This is a genomic window from Sphingobium sp. EM0848 (assembly GCF_013375555.1).
Lineage (GTDB): Bacteria > Pseudomonadota > Alphaproteobacteria > Sphingomonadales > Sphingomonadaceae > Sphingobium.
In genome coordinates, this window is record NZ_JABXWB010000001.1 from 2116581 (window position 1) to 2132322 (window position 15742).

Below are 15742 nucleotides of genomic sequence, written 5' to 3' on the forward strand. Positions count from 1 at the left end.
AGGAAAGGGGTCGGTCCAGCAAGGACCGGCCCCTTTTCACTCATTTTCGATAGCACGGGCTTCACGGACCACCAGCACCGGCACGCCATCCCGCACCGGGAAGGCCAAGCCCGCCGCCTCCGACACAAGCTCGCTGCGTTCCGCATCCCAGCGCAGCGGCGTGCGCGTCACCGGGCAGGCCAGCTTGGCGATCAACGCCGGATCAAGCCCGTCCGTCATTGCATCGTCGCTCCGCCATTGCGCTCGATCCGCCCGACGATCTGCATGAGCTGAATGATCCGGTCGGCCCGTTCGCTGAGATTGTCCGCCTCCAGCAAGGTCTGCTTGGCGGCCGGATCGAAGGGGGCGATCTGCGCGATCCCGTTCACCAGCGCCATGTCGTCGAGCCGCGACACCGCCGTCCAGTCCACCACATAGCCCAGCGCATCGGCAAAGCGCCGCGACTCCAGTTCCAGCGCCGCCCGCTCGACGGCGGAAAGGATTTCATCCTCCTGGTCGATCGGCTCCACATCCGCCTCAATCTGGCGAAAGGCGGTCGGCACATCCAGCTCCCGAACCACGCGGAACCGCGCCAGCCCTTTCAGCAGGATATTGTAGCGACCGCCCTCCAGCGCCTCGATCTGGGTGATATGGCCCAGGCACCCTATGTCGAACAGCGCCGGCTTGACCCCTTCCTCACGCGGCTGGATCATGCCGATGCGCCGGTCGCGGGCCATGGCGTCATGGATCATCGCCTGATAGCGCGGCTCGAAAATGTGCAGCGGCAGTTCCATGCCCGGCAACAGCAGCGCACCGGTCAGGGGAAAGATCGAGACGCGCGCCATTGCCGCCTCCTTCGATCAGGAAAAGAGGATCTGGGAAAGCTTGCGCCGCTGCGCCGCGACCCAGGGATCTTCCAGCCCCGTCGCCTCGAACAGCTTCAGCAATTGCGCCCGCGCCGCGCCGTCGTTCCACGCCCGGTCGCGGCGCACCAGTTCCAGCAGTTCCTCCGCCGCCCGGTCGCGGTCGCCATTGGCCATCAACCCGCCCGCCAGTTCGAAGCGCGCCTCATGGTCATCAGGATTGGCGGCCACCTTCGCCTCCACCCCGGACAGGTCCGACACAGGCCTGGCATCGCGGGCCAGCGCAATCGCCGCGCGGGCGCGCTCCACCGCCTGATCCTTGGCCACATCAGCCGGAAGCGCGGCCAGAACCGCTTCCGCTTCGTCCAGCCGTCCCAGCGCCACCAGCGCCCGCGCCTGACCCGAAGCGGCATCGGCATTGTCCGGCACCATTTCGGCAATCTGCTCGAACACGGACAGAGCGCGCTCTGCCTCGCCGCCCGCCAGCACTTCCTCGCCCATGGCGATCAGCGGCGCGATTTCCTGCAACTGCGCCTTCTCGTCGGATTCGATGGGAAGCTGGCTCAGCAACTGGTCGAGATATTGCTTGAGCTGCCCCTCGGTGCGCGCCTGACTGAGGTCCGCCACCGGCTGGCCCTGAAACACCGCATAGACGGTCGGGATCGACTGGACCCGGAACTGGGCGGCGATGAACTTGTCCTCATCGACGTTGATCTTGACCAGCTTCACGCCCTTGGCCGCATAATCGGCGCAGACCTTCTCGATCACGGGGGCGAGCTGCTTGCAGGGGCCGCACCATTCGGCCCAGAAATCGACGATCACCAACTGGGTGCGCGACGGCTCCACCACATCGCGGCGGAACGTCTCCACCGATGCCTTGTCGGCCTCGCTCATTCCAAGGGTCGCCACTACATAATCTCCTGCTGCAAATGCGGTCACTCGCCGCCCTCATACAGCGCCTTATGTGGGGCGTCACCCTTTTGGCACAAGAGAGATCCGCCGGAGATCAGGAGGCATCGAAGCCGCCCAATCCCCGGTCGGTCCCGCACAACCGATCCCAGAAACGGAAATAAAGCCCGTAATTGCAAGAATATCGCTCATGGTGCCGCTGATGGTGGCTGGCAGTGATCAGCCATTGGCCCAGCGGGGCCCGCACCATCCAGCGGGGAAACATCTCCCAGCCCATATGGTTGCTGCCCCCCATCACCGTCATGATCGCCAGCACCACGCCCAGCGCCGCCACATGGATCGGGATCAGGAAAAGCAGCGCCGGAATCACCACGGCGCCCGTTAGCGCCTCCCACGGATGGAAGCTCATCGCCGCCCAGGCCGTCGGCGGGCGGCTGGCATGATGCACCGCATGAGCGATGCGGAAAAGCCGGGGCCGGTGCATCCAGCGATGCGTCCAATAGAAGCACGCATCATGCGCCACCAGATAAAGGAGCACCGAAAGCGGCCAGTACCAGAGCGGAAAAGCGCCGGCATCGCTGTAGATTCGCGTCCAGCCCTGCGCCTGCCAGCCCCAGGCGACCACGCCCGCCGGAATACCGTAGATCAGCGCGGAACCCAGCGACCAGCCAATCTCCCGCCGAATCTGCCGGTCCAGCCCGCGATACAGCCCCGGCCTGCGCATCCGCGTCGCCAGCGCGAAACCGCCGCTCGCCAACAGATAGCGCACGCCGACAATGGCGCTCATCGCCAGGGCGGACAGGATGATCGCGGCGGCCATGGCAGGACTATAGCAGCCCCGCCGCCCCGGTCACGTGCGCGGTCTGGCCTGCCGATAGCTGCCCAGCATCCGCACCCATTTGGTGTGGAATTCCAGCTCCGCCAACGCCCGGTCCACCGCCGGATCGCCGGGCATCCCCTCAATATCGCAGTAGAATTCCGTCGCGGCAAAGCTGGCACCCCGCTGATAGCTTTCCAGCTTGGTCATGTTGACGCCATTGGTCGCAAAGCCGCCCATCGCCTTGTACAGCGCGGCGGGGATATTCTTCACCTCAAACAGGAAGGTGGTCATGACGGGGCCCACGCCCGCCGCTGGCATCTTCGGCTCGCGCGCCAGCACCAGGAAGCGCGTCATATTGTCGTCGCTATCCTCGATATTCTCCGCCACCAGCCGCAGGCCGTACAGCTCCGCCGCCAGATAGGGCGCGATCGCCCCCTCACCCGCCGCCTTCGTCTCCGCCACCAGAGCCGCCGCGCCCGCCGTATCGGCATAGCTGACCGGCTGAATGCCCCGCTCGCGCAGATAATGGCGGCACTGGCCCAGCGCCTGCGGATGGCTGATCGCGCTTTTCACCGGCGCGGTGTCGGGCGCCATCAGGCAATGCCGGATGCGCAGAAAATATTCGTCGATGATGTGCAGCCCGGATTCGGGCAGCAGGAAATGCATGTCGGCAACCCGCCCGTGCAGGCTGTTCTCGATCGGGATGATCGCCCGCGCAGCCTCACCATTCCTCACCGCATCGATCGCATCCTCGAACGCAAAACAGGGCAAGGGCTGGCAATCAGGCGCATATCCCAACGCGGCGAGGTGCGAATTGGCGCCCGGCGCACCCTGAAAGGACACGGCACGGGCCGGATCGGCGGCGGCCTTCGCGGCCATTTCCGCGACCAGAACGCGGGCGGGGGCGGGATAGTTTTCCATGGATGAGAAGCGCGCTTATTCACTCCATCGCGCCCGCGCAAGCATCCATGAACATGCAACCCCGCGAAAAGCAGGCCACTTCCCGTCATTCCAACGCTTGCGCGTTCGCGTTTGCGCCATTATGGCATCCCACCGAGAGGGGACGCGAACACAAGCGCCCAGAACAGATCCAGGGGAATCCGAGCGAATGGGCGATCGTTTCAACACCGCTGCTGGTTGGGCTTTGTTCGCAGGTATCGTCGCGCTGGGCGGCGCGATCGTCAGTTCCAAATTCTTCCATGAAGAACGGCCCGAGAAGATGGGCTACACCATCGAAGGCGTCGAAGCCGAGGGCGCGGGCGCCGCGGCCGCCGGCCCCGGCCTCAACACCCTGCTCGCCAGCGCCGACGTCGCGGCGGGTGAGAAGGTGTTCGCCAAGTGCGCCGCCTGCCACACCGCCAATCAGGGTGGCGCCAACGGCATCGGCCCGAATCTTTACGCCACGGTTGGCGAGGGTATCGGTCAGGGCAAGGGCGGTTTCGCCTTCTCCGACGCGCTCAAGAGCAAGGGCGGCAACTGGACCTTCGAAGCGCTGGACCACTGGCTGACATCCCCGCGTGAATTCGCTCCCGGCACGAAGATGACCTTCGCGGGCCTGGGCAATCCGGCCGATCGCGCGAATCTGATCGCCTGGCTGAACAAGCAGGGTTCGAACCTGCCGCTGCCCGCCGCCGACGCGGCCCCGGCCGCAGCAGGTGGCGACAATGTCGCGGCAGCCAACGCCTCCGCCAATGCGGCAGAGGCCCCCGCCGCGAACGCCGCCACCGGCAAATAAGCACTGATCCACGGCCCCATCCGGGTCGAGGTTATGACGGGCGCGGCACTGGTTGCTGCGCCCGACGCTTTTAGTGGGCCTGTTTATCGCGGCAGCCCCCACCTCCATGACCGAGCGGGTGGATGGCAGACAGACCGCTTATCGTTCAGAATTTTGATTAGTTGCCGATAGCCTGATAGGAGACTGCGACCTCTCCGACATTATCGCTTCGGTCAAAAATTCTAGATTGGTCAGCGTATCGGATAAGTAGATGGTCGGCCGCCAGCCATTTTACCTCTGCCCATGGTCCACCCCAGTCACCGGCCCGCGCTGTCCCGTGGCCGTCATCTGCCACAAAAGCGTTGCCGCTTCCCGATGCTGGTTTTCCAGCTTCAAGAACGGAAATCTGAGTGGAGAAGCCGGTTGTGGCCCCACAATCCCGCTGAAACATGATGGCTTCATGCTTCCCGTCAGGCGATAGCACTCGGGAAACTACAGTGTTTCCGCAAATGTCCGAACATCCGCCGATTAGGATCGGGGCAACGAGAAGGAGCCGCTTTCTGAACATGCTCTCACGCTAATCAAAGCCTTCGCGGGGTCAATGTCAGCTTTCGGCAGCACCGATGCTGGAATGCAATGACTGCCGTTGGTCGCCAATCCGACGACACACCCGTTTCACGCGGCACTCTTTCCACCCTTGTGAAATCCCGTTAAGTGCCGGCTATGGCTTCCCATTCCGCGCCGATTGCGCGTTCGCTCTTCGTCTTTTCGATCTTCTATGGCGGCATGGTCTGCATTGCGGGCGTGTTGGGCAACAAGCAGGTGACGCTGGGACCGCTCTCCGCCATCGGGCCGATGTTCGGGTTGGGCCCGCTGGCGGTGGAGGCGGGGATTTTCGCCTTCCTGTTGCTGGTGACGATTTCCAGCGCCGTTGCCGAACTGCACGGGCGCGCCACCGCCAACCGGCTGGTGCAGGTGGGTTTCCTGCCGCTGATCGCCTCTATCCTGCTGTCGATCGTGGTGTTGTCCGTGCCCGCGGCGAGCGACATGGACCCGGCGCGGCGTGATGCCTTCGCGCTGATGATGGGGGGCACGCCCCGCATCTGGCTGGGCGGGATCATCGCCTATGGCGTTTCGCAGACGCTGAACGTGACCCTGTTCGCGATGCTCAAGGGGCGGGAGGGGAGCCGCCTGCTCTGGCTGCGCGCGGCGGTGGCGAGCATGTTGTCGCAGATCGCGGACACGCTTCTCTTTGTTTCCATTGCCTTTTACGGCGTATTTCCCATCGGTGAACTGTTGCTGGGGCAGATGCTGGCCAAGGTCACGCTGTCGGCCATTCTTGTGCCGCCGATCATCTATGCGCTGGTGGCGCTGGGGCGACGGCTCGACCGCTAACTTGCGATGGCGTGCATAAAGCACTATGCGCCCGCGCATGAACAGCAAGCATGCCCCGGACCCGGCCCTTCTCGCCAAGGCTGAAACCCTCGTCGAAGCGTTGCCCTATATGCAGCGATATGCGGGCAAGACCTTCGTCGTGAAATATGGCGGCCACGCCATGGGCGATCCCGAGGCGGCACGCGATTTCGCGGAAGATGTGGTGCTGATGAAGGCGGTCGGCATCAATGTCGTCGTCGTCCATGGCGGCGGGCCGCAGATCGGCGCGATGCTGAAGAAACTGGGTGTCGAATCGCAGTTCATCGGCGGCCTGCGCGTCACCGACAAGGAAACCGCGCAGATCGCGGAAATGGTGCTGGCTGGTTCCATCAACAAGGAAATCGTCGGCTGGATTGCGGGCGCGGGCGGTCGTGCGGTCGGCATTTCCGGCAAGGACGGTGGTCTGGTCGTCTGCGAAAAGGTGCTGGGCAAGCGCGAGGCGGACCCCAATTCGGGGATCGAGCGCAATGTCGATCTGGGCTTCGTCGGCGATCCGGTGAAGGTCGACCGCAGCATCCTCGACACGCTGTCGCGGGACGGCATCATTCCCGTGGTCGCGCCGGTGGGGATTGGCGCGGATGGCCATACCTATAATGTCAATGCCGACACCATGGCGGGCGCGATCGCCGCGGAACTGGGCGCGTCGCGCTTCTTCCTGCTGACCGATGTCGCGGGCGTGCTGGACAAGCAGGGGCAGTTGCTGACCGACCTCGATCCCGAAGCGATCAAGGGGCTGGAGGCCGATGGCACGATCAGCGGCGGCATGATCCCGAAGCTGGAAACCTGCGTGCGTGCGGTGGAAGGCGGGGTGGACGCCGCCGTCATCCTCGATGGGCGGGTGCCGCATGCGATGCTGCTGGAAATCTTCACCGACCGGGGCGCGGGTACTTTAGTGCGCCGGTGATCAGCCCATTTTGAGCAGGACTGCCGGATCGGCCCAGTGGAAACGTTGTTCCGGCAATGTCCTGCCGTCGGGGCCGGGCTTTGCGGTATTTTCGACGACCAGCCCGCCGCGATGGGCATAGAAACCGCGCGCGGCGTGATTGTCGGCATAACACCAGAGATAGAGACCGTCTTGCGGGAAGCGTTGGAGCGCCCAACGTGCCGCTTCGGCCAGCAAGGCGCTGCCCAACCCCTTACCCCTGGCGGCGGGCAGGGCGTGGAGATTGTCGACCAAGGTTCCCCAACGGGGATGATCGGCGCCGATCAGGCAGGTGAAACCGATCGGCCGAGCGCCCTCTTCCGCGATGATGATCCGTTGCGTGGGGGACGGCGCGGTCAGGCGCTGCGTCCAGTGGGCCAGCCGTTCCGCCTCTATGCCGCCGGCGAGATAGGCGGGGTCCATGAAATGGGCATAGGCGCTGCGCCAGCTTTCCACATGACAGGCGGCGATCAGCGGAGCGTCTTCAAGGGTGGCGTCGCGAAAGTCCATGGAGGCAGGCTATAGCGGCGGAGGCAGCGGAATCCATGCTCTTGGCCGAACAAGCCCTGCATTTGGTGGAATAATCCGGTTGGCCGCTTGTCCAGCGCCACTCCCCTCGGCTAGAGCAAATCCCAATCAATTCGGAGACTGCATGGCCTACGCCCTCTATCAGATCATCGTCATCCTGCTCGATGTGCTGTGGTGGATCATCATCATCCAGGCCGTCATGAGCTGGCTGATCGCCTTTAATGTCGTCAATCTTTCCAATGATTTCGTGCGTACCGTGATGGTCGCGCTGGATCGGATGACGGCGCCGATCTACAATCCGATCCGCCGGATATTGCCCGATCTGGGGGCGCTCGACCTGTCGCCCATGGTCGTGCTGCTGGGTATCCTCATCATTCGTCAGGCCATATTGCCGCCGCTGTTCGGGCTGGTGTGACGGTCTGGAGCCGGGACGGCGACGATCTGCTGCTGTCCGTCCGGTTGACGCCGGGCGCGACGAAGGAAGAGGTCGGCGGCGTCTGGACAGACGAAAAGGGCGCCATGTGGCTGAGCGCGCGGGTGCGCGCCGTGCCGGAAAAGGGCAAGGCCAATGCGGCGCTGATCGCGCTGCTGGGCAAGTGGCTGGATTGGCCGCGCAGCGCGATTTCACTGGAATCGGGCGATACCAACCGGCTAAAGCGGCTGCGGATCAAGGGTGGGGGTGAAGCGTTGGCACTGGAGCATTTCCAAGTCAGATGGGATCATCTGACGACTCGGGAAATGCGGTAAAACCAAAGTGCCCGGCTTTCCGCCATTATCAAGGAACAGGGTGAAGCATCATGACCATCGGCAAGATCATTGACGGCAAGGCGTTCGCAGAGACGCTCCGCGGCAAGGTCGCGGACGGCGTCACCGCCTTCATCGAAAAGGCCGGGCGCAAGCCGGGGCTGGCCGTGGTGCTGGTGGGTGAGGACCCGGCGAGTTCGGTCTATGTCCGCAACAAGGGCAAGATGACCGTCGCCGTGGGCATGGAAAGCATGGAGTTCAAACTGCCCGCCGGGATCGGCGAGGAGGAACTGCTCGATCTGGTCGAGGAACTGAATGCGGACGAGCGGGTGGACGGGATTCTCGTCCAGTTGCCGTTGCCTGCCCATATCAATGAAGCATCGGTGATCGCCGCCATCAGTCCCGCCAAGGATGTCGACGGATTCCATGTCGTCAATTCCGGCCTGCTGGCGACGGGCCAAGAGGCGCTGGTGCCCTGCACGCCGCTGGGCTGCATCATGCTGCTCAAGGATGAGCTGGGCGATCTTTCGGGTATGGAAGCGGTCGTGGTCGGCCGCTCCAACATCGTGGGCAAGCCGATGGCGCAACTGCTGCTGGCGGAAAACTGCACCGTCACGATCGCGCATAGCCGCACGCGGGACCTGGCCTCTGTTGTGCATCGCGCCGACATCGTCGTCGCGGCGGTGGGCCGGGCCGAGATGGTGAAGGGCGAATGGATCAAGCCCGGCGCCACGGTGATCGATGTCGGCATCAACCGCGTCACGGATACGGAAGACGGCAAGAGCCGGATCGTCGGTGACGTCGCGACGGCGGAGGCTTTGGCCCATGTCCGCGCCATCACCCCGGTTCCGGGCGGGGTCGGGCCGATGACCATTGCCGTGCTGCTGCGCAATACGCTGGTGGCGGCTCATGCACGGGCGGGACTGACCAAGCCGGAGGGGCTGTGAAGGCGCGCCCGGCGTTTCTTGTCCTGACCTTGCTGGCATTGATGGGTGCGCGCCCGCCAATGCGTTATCAGCCTGATCCCAGCTCCGTCCTTGCTGCCGAGATTGCCTTCAACCGGCTGGCGCAGGAAAAGGGGCAATGGACCGCCTTCCGCGAGACGGCTGCGGAGGAAGCGGTGATGTTCGTGCCGCAGCGCGTGCTGGCGAAACAATGGCTGAAGGGCCGCGCCGATCCACCTGCTGCGGTGAGTTGGGCGCCCTCCACCATCTACGTATCCTGCGACGGCAATCTGGCGGCCAGCACCGGCGGCTGGAAGCGGCCCGATGGATCGGTCGGCTATTTCACCACCATCTGGCAGCGCGACAAGAAGGGCGTCTGGAAGTGGATCATGGACCATGGCGACACGCTCGCCGTCGCTCGTGAAGCACCGGAATATCTGATCGGCAAGGTCGCAACCTGCAAACGCGGCCATGGCGGCGAAGCCCCCCGCCCGGCCGGACCGCCGCCCGGCGGCAAGCCGGGGAAGGGAAACATGCCTCCCGCGCCGAAGGACGACAGCCTGAGCTGGACCGCCGATGTCGCGACCGATGGCAGCCGTCGCGTGACCGTGCGCATGTGGAACGGCGCCGATTATGAAACCGTGATCGACGACAGGGTGGCGGCGGGCGCATGATGGAATTGTTCATATCGGCCTTCGTCACCTTGTTCGTGGTGATCGACCCGCCGGGCTGCGCGCCGATCTATGCCAGCCTGACCACCGGCGCGACCATGGCGCAGCGGCGCAGCATGGCGATCCGCGCCGTGGGCATCGCGGCAGCGATTCTTCTGCTGTTCGCCCTTTGGGGCAAGCAGTTGCTGGGCGTGCTCGGGATCGAACTGGACAGCTTCCGCATCGCGGGCGGGATCATGCTGTTCATGATCGCCATGGACATGGTGTTCGAAAAACGCACCCAGCGGCGCGAAGACCGGGCGCAGAAGATCGCGGAAACCCCGGAGGTCGAGGATGTGTCCGTCTTCCCCATGGCGATGCCGATGATCGCCGGGCCGGGATCGATCGCCACGGTCATGCTGTTGATGTCGCGGGCCGAAGGGCTGGGCGAGCGCATGGTGGTGATCGGCGCGGTGGTCGTGACGCTGGCGCTGATGCTGGGATCGCTGCTGGCGGCAGGGCCGATCATGGCGCTGCTGGGCGCGAAGATCGAGGCGGTGATCACCCGGCTGCTCGGCGTGCTGCTGGCGGCGCTGGCCGCGCAGTTCGTGATCGACGGGTTGAAGGCGAGTTTCTGAACGGAACGGCGCGCTCGTACGGAGCGCGCCGTTTTCAAAGCTTAGCTACGGACGTCCTGCTCCGTTACCGGCGCGATCTTGATTTCGACGCGGCGGTTGGATGCCTTGCCTTCCGCCGTGGCGTTGGAGGCGATCGGCTGGGTTTCGCCAAAGCCGCGCGTGGCGATCCGCGCCGACTGGACGCCATGGGTCGTCAGATAATCGCCCACGGCCTGGGCCCGCCGTTCGGAAAGCGCCTGATTATAGGCGTCCGTGCCGTCGCTGTCGGTATGGCCGTATACGTCGATATAGGTCTTGGGATATTGGGCCAGCACCGACGACACGTCGTTCAGCGTCGGCTGGAACTGCGGCTGAACGGCCGAACTGTCGGTGGCGAAGGTGATGCCCGACGGCATGCGCAGCAGCAGATTGTCGCCGTCGCGGATCACGTCCACGCCGCTGCCGGCGGTTTCTTCCCGCAATTTCCGTTCCTGCGCGTCCATATAGGCGCCGATGCCCGCGCCTGCGACCGCGCCAATGCCTGCGCCCAGTATCTTTTCGGTGCGGTCATGCCGCCCGCCGACCAGGTCGCCCAGCAGATAGCCGCCCAGCGCGCCGCCGATGCCGCCGATCGCGGCCTTTGAAATGGTGCGATTGCCGGTATTGGGATCGGTGGTGCAGGCGGTGGTGGCCAACATGGCGGCCAGACCTGCCGCGCCGATGATGCGATGAAAATTCCGCATGGATTGTGATTTCCCTTTCTCGTGCACCCGAACGGGACGAATGCACCCCCTAATGGTTGAGCGGGGGCCTTTGTTCCACAGGCGAACTGAACTGTGGCTGATGGAACGGTTGTGAAATTGTAAGAATCAAGGTTATAGATGGCCGTTGACCACCATGGCCAATATCCCCCCGCACGCTCCGACGCCCTTTCCCTGGGTCGACCTCATCATCATTCTGGCGCTTGTGGCGCTGAACGGCCTGTTCGCCATGTCGGAACTGGCGATCGTTTCCGCCCGCAAGCCGCGGCTTCAGGCGATGGAGAAAGCGGGACGGCGCGGCGCGCGTTCGGCGCTGACGGCGGCGAGCGATCCGGGCAAATTCCTGTCCACCGTGCAGATCGGCATCACCCTGATCGGTATCGTCGCGGGCGCCTATTCGGGGGCCAGCCTGGGCGGCCCGACCGGCGAGCGGCTGGAAATGCTGGGCCTGTCGCCCAGTGTCGCGCAGCATATCGGCTTTGTGCTGGTGATCGGCCTCACCACCTATGCCTCGCTGATTATCGGTGAGCTGGTGCCCAAGCAGTTCGCCCTGCGCGCGCCAGAACCGATTGCGGTGCTGGTGGCGGGGCCGATGCTGTGGCTCGCGAAGGTCACCGCGCCCATCGTGTGGCTGTTGGACGGGTCGAGCGCGCTGATCTTCCGCCTGCTGGGCCTGACCCGCGAATCGGACAGTCATGTGACGGCGGAGGAACTGCACCTGATCGTGGCCGAGGCGAGCAAGTCCGGCGTGATCGAGGAAAGCGAGCGCGCGATCATTTCGGGCGTGGTCCGTCTGGCCGACCGCCCGGTGCGCGAAGTCATGACCCAGCGCATGGACGTCGACTGGATCGACATTCATGCCGATGAAGAGGCGATTCGCGCCAAGCTGCTCGATACGCCGCACACCCGGCTGCCGGTGGGCCGAGGCACGGTGGAGGACATTATCGGCGTCGTGCAGGCGCGCGACATCATGACGGCGCTGTTCCGGGGCGAAGGGCTGGATCTGGAAGCGTTGATGCGCAAGGTCGAGGTCGTGCCCGATCAGGTCGACGCGATGGACGCGCTGGAAGTGTTGCGCCGTGCCGAGGTGCCGATGGTCATGGTCCATGACGAATATGGCCATTTCGAAGGCATTGCGACGCCCGCCGACCTGCTGTCGGCCATTGCCGGTCATTTCGTGTCGGACCTCGACAGCGAGGATGAGCCGGATCTGGTCGAGCGGGAGGATGGCAGCCTGCTGGTGTCGGGCCAGATGCCGGTGGACCTGCTGGCGGAACGGATCGGCATCGACCTGCCCGAGGACCGCGATTATGCGACCGTGGCGGGTCATGCCCTGTGGCTGATGAAGCGGCTGCCTGAGGTGGGCGATTATATCGAGGATCAGGGCTGGCGCTTTGAGATTGTCGATATGGACGGCCGCAAGATCGACAAGCTGCTGGTTGCGGCGCGCTGATCGTCATGACCGGCGCGGCGCTGGATGCGGTCGAGGGGCTGGTCAGGCGGGCGCTGGAAGAGCGCGGCGGATTGCTGACGGTCGGGCTGTGCGGGGCGCAGGGCAGCGGCAAATCGACACTGGCGGCCGGGCTGCGGCAGCGGCTGGAGCGCGACGGCATGCCGGTCGCGATCCTGTCCATCGATGATCTCTATCTGACGCGGGCGGAGCGGGAGGCGCTGGGCCGATCGGTCCATCCGCTGTTGCGCACGCGCGGGGTGCCGGGGACGCATGACGTGGCGCTGGGCCTGCGGGTGATCGACGCGCTGGAACGGGGGGAGACGGCCTTGCTGCCCCGGTTCGACAAGGCGCTGGACGACCGCCTGCCCGAGGATCGATGGGAGCGGGCGGCGGCAGGGACGCGACTGCTGTTGCTGGAGGGTTGGTGCGTCGGGGCACGGCCGCAGGAGGATGCGGCGCTGGAGTCGCCGGTCAATGCGCTGGAACGGGAGGAAGATGCCGGGGGCGTCTGGCGCGCTTTCGTCAATAGGACGCTGGCGGGCGACTATCAGGCGCTGTTCGGGCGGCTGGATCGGCTGGCGATGCTGGCGGCGCCGGGCTTCGAGATTGTCCGGCGCTGGCGGACGCAGCAGGAACGGGAACTGCGCCGCGACGCGGGGAAGGGCATGTCGGATGCCGAAGTGATGCGCTTCATCCAGCATTATGAGCGGCTGACCCGGCATGTGCTGGACGAAATGCCGGGCCGCGCGGATTTGGTGATTGCGCTGGATGAAGAACGGCGAGTGTTGGGCGTTCGGGAGAAGTAAGGCGCCTTTCGGTAGAGTCAGGAGGTGGCGCGGTGTCGTGCGGCGCGCCTGTGGGGCTTGCCAGGGACTGTCATGATTTCCGTGTGCGGCGAGGCATAATGGGTAAGAAGGAGACCCAATATGTCACGACGCAAAGAACCATCGATACCAAACGACATTCTCGATCAGCTGCTGGGCGGCACTGACGCGGCCGCGGCGCTCAGCCAGGGCGGCCTGCTTGATACCCTGAAGAAGGCTTTGGCCGAACGGGCGCTTAATGCGGAGATGGATCACCATCTTGGCCAGCAGGAGCAAGAGGGCAACAGCCCGAACGGCTATGGTCGCAAGACGGTGACGACCGACAGTGGGCGGATCGAGATCGAGGTGCCGCGCGATCGGGCCGGCAGCTTCGATCCGCAGCTGATCGCCAAATACCAGCGCCGTTTCCCCGGTTTCGACGACATCGAGGATTGGCAAACGATCCGGGGGATCGTTTGCTGACGAGACATCTCGATGTACGCGCGCGGCATGAGTACCCGTGAGATCGCCGGGCATCTGCGCGAACTATACGGCATCGAGGCCTCGCCCGACCTGATCAGCACGATCACGGACGCTGTGCTGGAGGAGGTCGCGGCCTGGCAGCAACGCCCGCTGGATCCAGCCTATCCGCTGGTTTTCTTCGATGCGATCCGGGTCAAGATCCGCGACGAAGGCATGGTCCGCAACAAGGCGATCCATATTGCCCTGGGCGTCATGGCCGACGGAACCAAGGTCGTCCTGGGGTTATGGCTGGAGCAAAATGAAGGTGCCAAGTTCTGGCTGCGCGTCATGAACGAACTGCGCAACCGCGGCGTCGAGGACATCATGCTGGCGGTCGTCGACGGGCTGAAGGGCTTCCCCGATGCCATCACCGCCGTCTTCCCGGAAGCGATGGTCCAGACTTGCATTGTCCATCTGCTGAGGAACTCGATGGATTTCGTGGCGTGGAAAGACCGCAAGGCGCTCGGGACGGCCCTGAAGGCCATCTACCGTGCCGTCGATGCCGCGGCCGCCGAGGAAGCGCTGACGGCCTTCGAAGCGAGCTTCTGGGGACAGCGCTATCCCGCCATCGGCCAAAGCTGGCGCCGGGCATGGCCCGAGGTCATTCCATTTTTCGCCTTCCCCGACGAAGTCAGGCGGATCGTCTACACCACCAATGCCATCGAGGCCTTGAACTCCAAGCTGCGACGCGCTGTTCGTGCGCGGGGCCATTTCCCCAAAGATGAGGCGGCAACCAAGCTTCTCTATCTGATCTTGAACCGATCGGAGAAAGAGTGGAAAATGCCGCCGCGCGAGTGGAACATGGCGAAGGCTCAATTTGCCGTTCTCTTCGGCGAACGCTTCATCAGGGCCATGACGGCCTGATGGTCAACCGCCTCGCCGCACACGGAAATCATGACAGTCCCCGTAGAAACGATAGCCGGCTTCTGCCTTCGCTTTCGCGTGCAACGCCTTCTGCAGTTTCTGGACGCTTTTGCCGAGTTGATAGGTTTCCCAATCTCCTGCCCCTCACCACTTGTTGCGTTCATCTTGAACTGAGGCTCCTTCCCTCCACCGGCATTACCCGGCTTCCTCGGTACTACGGGCCTCTCCGCCACCCCATCGCGCCCTTCCCATCCCTCGCGAGCGTCCGGTTGCCGATCACTCGGCACGCCATGGGGCTTCCCGTGTTGCGTGCACTTTCCTTGCGTACATGCTGTCGCCACTACCCCGGTGCAGTAGACGGGCTCGAACGTCGCTCAGACTCGCCCATCCATATCAGCCTTCCCCGTAAAGGTTGACGGGTCGGCCTGCACATCGGCATTTTCGAGGATTGCTCAGCGTTCACTCACGTTACGGCCTGTACGCTCGCACGATCACCTACGTGACCGTCATCCGGGGGCTTCAGACATATCGTCACCTCCATGCCTGCCCCGGTTGCTTCCGGCTGGAGCATCGCCGGGTGGGCCTTTCACCCACTGGAAAAGTGCCGCCTTTGCACGGCGCACACCATTTTTCGCTGTTCAGAAGCTTGTACCTTCTCGCTGAAAGTAGTCATTGACGGATGCCGTCCGTGATCGGCTACATAGAGGGATGCAGAACTCATCCCCAGATGAAGAGGCAGAGCCGAGCTATTTCGCCTATAGCGCTACACTCCGCATTCACGGGAATAGTTTGCCGAATGAAGAAATTACGCGGCGCATCGGAACGCAACCTTCACATCAACATCGCAAGGGCGACAGGCGTAGGCCCAATTCTCGACCTTACCTAACTGACGCGTGGCATCTTACCGCTGCCATTCCAGAAGAAACTGAACTTTCGGTGCACCTTCGCGAACTGTGGCGTTGGGTCCAGCCCCATGTAGAATATCTGCGTTCGCTTGAAGCCGAAATAGATGTATTTTGCGGCTACAGGTCGAACAATGGAGCTTCTGGATTCAGGGTCGAACCCGATGCATTAGAGATTTTCCGCGCACTGAATATCCCGTTCGGCCTCTCGGTGATCGTTGATAGTTGGCTTGCACAGCGATTGGGTGAACCTACGATCCAATAGAGGATTGTCCCATAAATAGCGGCGCAGGCTAGAACCCGGCGGTCCCCT

18 protein-coding genes and 1 pseudogene are annotated in these 15742 nt (G+C 63.9%); 12 read left to right on the forward strand and 7 right to left on the reverse strand.

Annotated elements, in window-relative coordinates:
- Nucleotides 1-36: 36 nt before the first annotated feature.
- From HUK73_RS10180 to HUK73_RS10200, 5 genes are all read right to left on the reverse strand, one after another.
- Nucleotides 37-219, reverse strand: coding sequence for a Trm112 family protein (locus HUK73_RS10180; RefSeq protein WP_176591797.1), 183 nt, complete (start codon nucleotides 217-219; stop codon nucleotides 37-39).
- A complete protein-coding gene (locus HUK73_RS10185) occupies nucleotides 216-824 on the reverse strand; it encodes an LON peptidase substrate-binding domain-containing protein (protein WP_176591798.1) in 609 nt (202 codons plus the stop codon). Before HUK73_RS10185 ends, HUK73_RS10180 begins: the two co-directional genes overlap by 4 nt.
- 15 nt (nucleotides 825-839) lie before the next feature.
- The gene (locus HUK73_RS10190) at nucleotides 840-1751 is read right to left on the reverse strand and encodes a tetratricopeptide repeat protein (RefSeq protein ID WP_176591799.1); all 912 of its coding nucleotides are present in this window, start codon (nucleotides 1749-1751) and stop codon (nucleotides 840-842) included.
- 97 nt (nucleotides 1752-1848) lie between these two features.
- Nucleotides 1849-2571 carry a sterol desaturase family protein gene (locus HUK73_RS10195; RefSeq protein ID WP_176591800.1) on the reverse strand — a complete coding sequence of 241 codons (723 nt, stop codon included), beginning with the start codon at nucleotides 2569-2571 and terminating at the stop codon, nucleotides 1849-1851.
- A gap of 30 nt (nucleotides 2572-2601) precedes the next feature.
- Entirely contained in the window at nucleotides 2602-3492 is an 891-nt protein-coding gene (locus tag HUK73_RS10200; RefSeq protein ID WP_176591801.1) for a prephenate dehydratase, read from the reverse strand.
- Nucleotides 3493-3679: 187 nt separating this feature from the next.
- On the opposite strand from HUK73_RS10200, the gene HUK73_RS10205 reads away from it, so the two are divergent.
- The 3 genes from HUK73_RS10205 to argB all read left to right on the forward strand — a co-directional run bounded on the left by HUK73_RS10205 (nucleotide 3680) and on the right by argB (nucleotide 6623).
- On the forward strand, nucleotides 3680-4306 hold the full coding sequence (locus tag HUK73_RS10205; protein WP_176591802.1) for a cytochrome c family protein: 627 nt from the start codon (nucleotides 3680-3682) through the stop codon (nucleotides 4304-4306).
- A 702-nt stretch (nucleotides 4307-5008) separates the two neighbouring features.
- Nucleotides 5009-5680: a queuosine precursor transporter gene (locus HUK73_RS10210; protein ID WP_176591803.1), complete on the forward strand. Its 672-nt coding sequence runs from the start codon at nucleotides 5009-5011 to the stop codon at nucleotides 5678-5680.
- A 25-nt stretch (nucleotides 5681-5705) separates the two neighbouring features.
- The gene (gene argB, locus HUK73_RS10215) at nucleotides 5706-6623 is read left to right on the forward strand and encodes an acetylglutamate kinase (protein WP_176591804.1); all 918 of its coding nucleotides are present in this window, start codon (nucleotides 5706-5708) and stop codon (nucleotides 6621-6623) included.
- On the opposite strand, the gene HUK73_RS10220 is transcribed toward argB, so the two are convergent.
- Nucleotides 6624-7151 (reverse strand): GNAT family N-acetyltransferase, encoded by a 528-nt coding sequence (locus HUK73_RS10220; RefSeq protein ID WP_176591805.1) that lies wholly within the window; start codon nucleotides 7149-7151, stop codon nucleotides 6624-6626. It abuts the gene before it with no gap.
- A gap of 142 nt (nucleotides 7152-7293) precedes the next feature.
- Between HUK73_RS10220 and HUK73_RS10225 the strand changes: the two genes are divergently transcribed.
- Genes HUK73_RS10225 through HUK73_RS10245 form a run of 5 tightly spaced genes read left to right on the forward strand, consistent with a single transcriptional unit; the run spans nucleotide 7294 to nucleotide 10145 of the window.
- The gene (locus HUK73_RS10225) at nucleotides 7294-7584 is read left to right on the forward strand and encodes a YggT family protein (protein ID WP_150291612.1); all 291 of its coding nucleotides are present in this window, start codon (nucleotides 7294-7296) and stop codon (nucleotides 7582-7584) included.
- The gene (locus HUK73_RS10230) at nucleotides 7581-7916 is read left to right on the forward strand and encodes a DUF167 family protein (RefSeq protein ID WP_176591806.1); all 336 of its coding nucleotides are present in this window, start codon (nucleotides 7581-7583) and stop codon (nucleotides 7914-7916) included. The genes HUK73_RS10225 and HUK73_RS10230 overlap by 4 nt, the downstream gene beginning before the upstream one ends.
- Nucleotides 7917-7966: 50 nt before the next feature.
- Nucleotides 7967-8860, forward strand: coding sequence for a bifunctional methylenetetrahydrofolate dehydrogenase/methenyltetrahydrofolate cyclohydrolase FolD (gene folD, locus HUK73_RS10235; RefSeq protein WP_176591807.1), 894 nt, complete (start codon nucleotides 7967-7969; stop codon nucleotides 8858-8860).
- Nucleotides 8857-9531 carry a hypothetical protein gene (locus HUK73_RS10240; protein WP_176591808.1) on the forward strand — a complete coding sequence of 225 codons (675 nt, stop codon included), beginning with the start codon at nucleotides 8857-8859 and terminating at the stop codon, nucleotides 9529-9531. Before folD ends, HUK73_RS10240 begins: the two co-directional genes overlap by 4 nt.
- Nucleotides 9528-10145 (forward strand): MarC family protein, encoded by a 618-nt coding sequence (locus HUK73_RS10245; RefSeq protein ID WP_176591809.1) that lies wholly within the window; start codon nucleotides 9528-9530, stop codon nucleotides 10143-10145. Before HUK73_RS10240 ends, HUK73_RS10245 begins: the two co-directional genes overlap by 4 nt.
- A gap of 41 nt (nucleotides 10146-10186) precedes the next feature.
- Here HUK73_RS10245 and HUK73_RS10250 read toward each other — a convergent pair whose 3' ends face one another.
- Nucleotides 10187-10867: an OmpA family protein gene (locus tag HUK73_RS10250; RefSeq protein ID WP_176591810.1), complete on the reverse strand. Its 681-nt coding sequence runs from the start codon at nucleotides 10865-10867 to the stop codon at nucleotides 10187-10189.
- Nucleotides 10868-11021: 154 nt separating this feature from the next.
- Between HUK73_RS10250 and HUK73_RS10255 the strand changes: the two genes are divergently transcribed.
- The 4 genes and pseudogenes from HUK73_RS10255 to HUK73_RS10270 all read left to right on the forward strand — a co-directional run bounded on the left by HUK73_RS10255 (nucleotide 11022) and on the right by HUK73_RS10270 (nucleotide 15694).
- Entirely contained in the window at nucleotides 11022-12338 is a 1317-nt protein-coding gene (locus tag HUK73_RS10255; RefSeq protein ID WP_176591811.1) for a hemolysin family protein, read from the forward strand.
- A 5-nt stretch (nucleotides 12339-12343) separates the two neighbouring features.
- Nucleotides 12344-13144 (forward strand): kinase, encoded by an 801-nt coding sequence (locus tag HUK73_RS10260; RefSeq protein WP_176591812.1) that lies wholly within the window; start codon nucleotides 12344-12346, stop codon nucleotides 13142-13144.
- A 120-nt stretch (nucleotides 13145-13264) separates the two neighbouring features.
- Nucleotides 13265-14527: pseudogene (locus HUK73_RS10265) on the forward strand (IS256 family transposase).
- A gap of 708 nt (nucleotides 14528-15235) precedes the next feature.
- Nucleotides 15236-15694 (forward strand): DUF4279 domain-containing protein, encoded by a 459-nt coding sequence (locus HUK73_RS10270; RefSeq protein ID WP_176591813.1) that lies wholly within the window; start codon nucleotides 15236-15238, stop codon nucleotides 15692-15694.
- The last annotated feature ends 48 nt before the right edge of the window (nucleotides 15695-15742 follow it).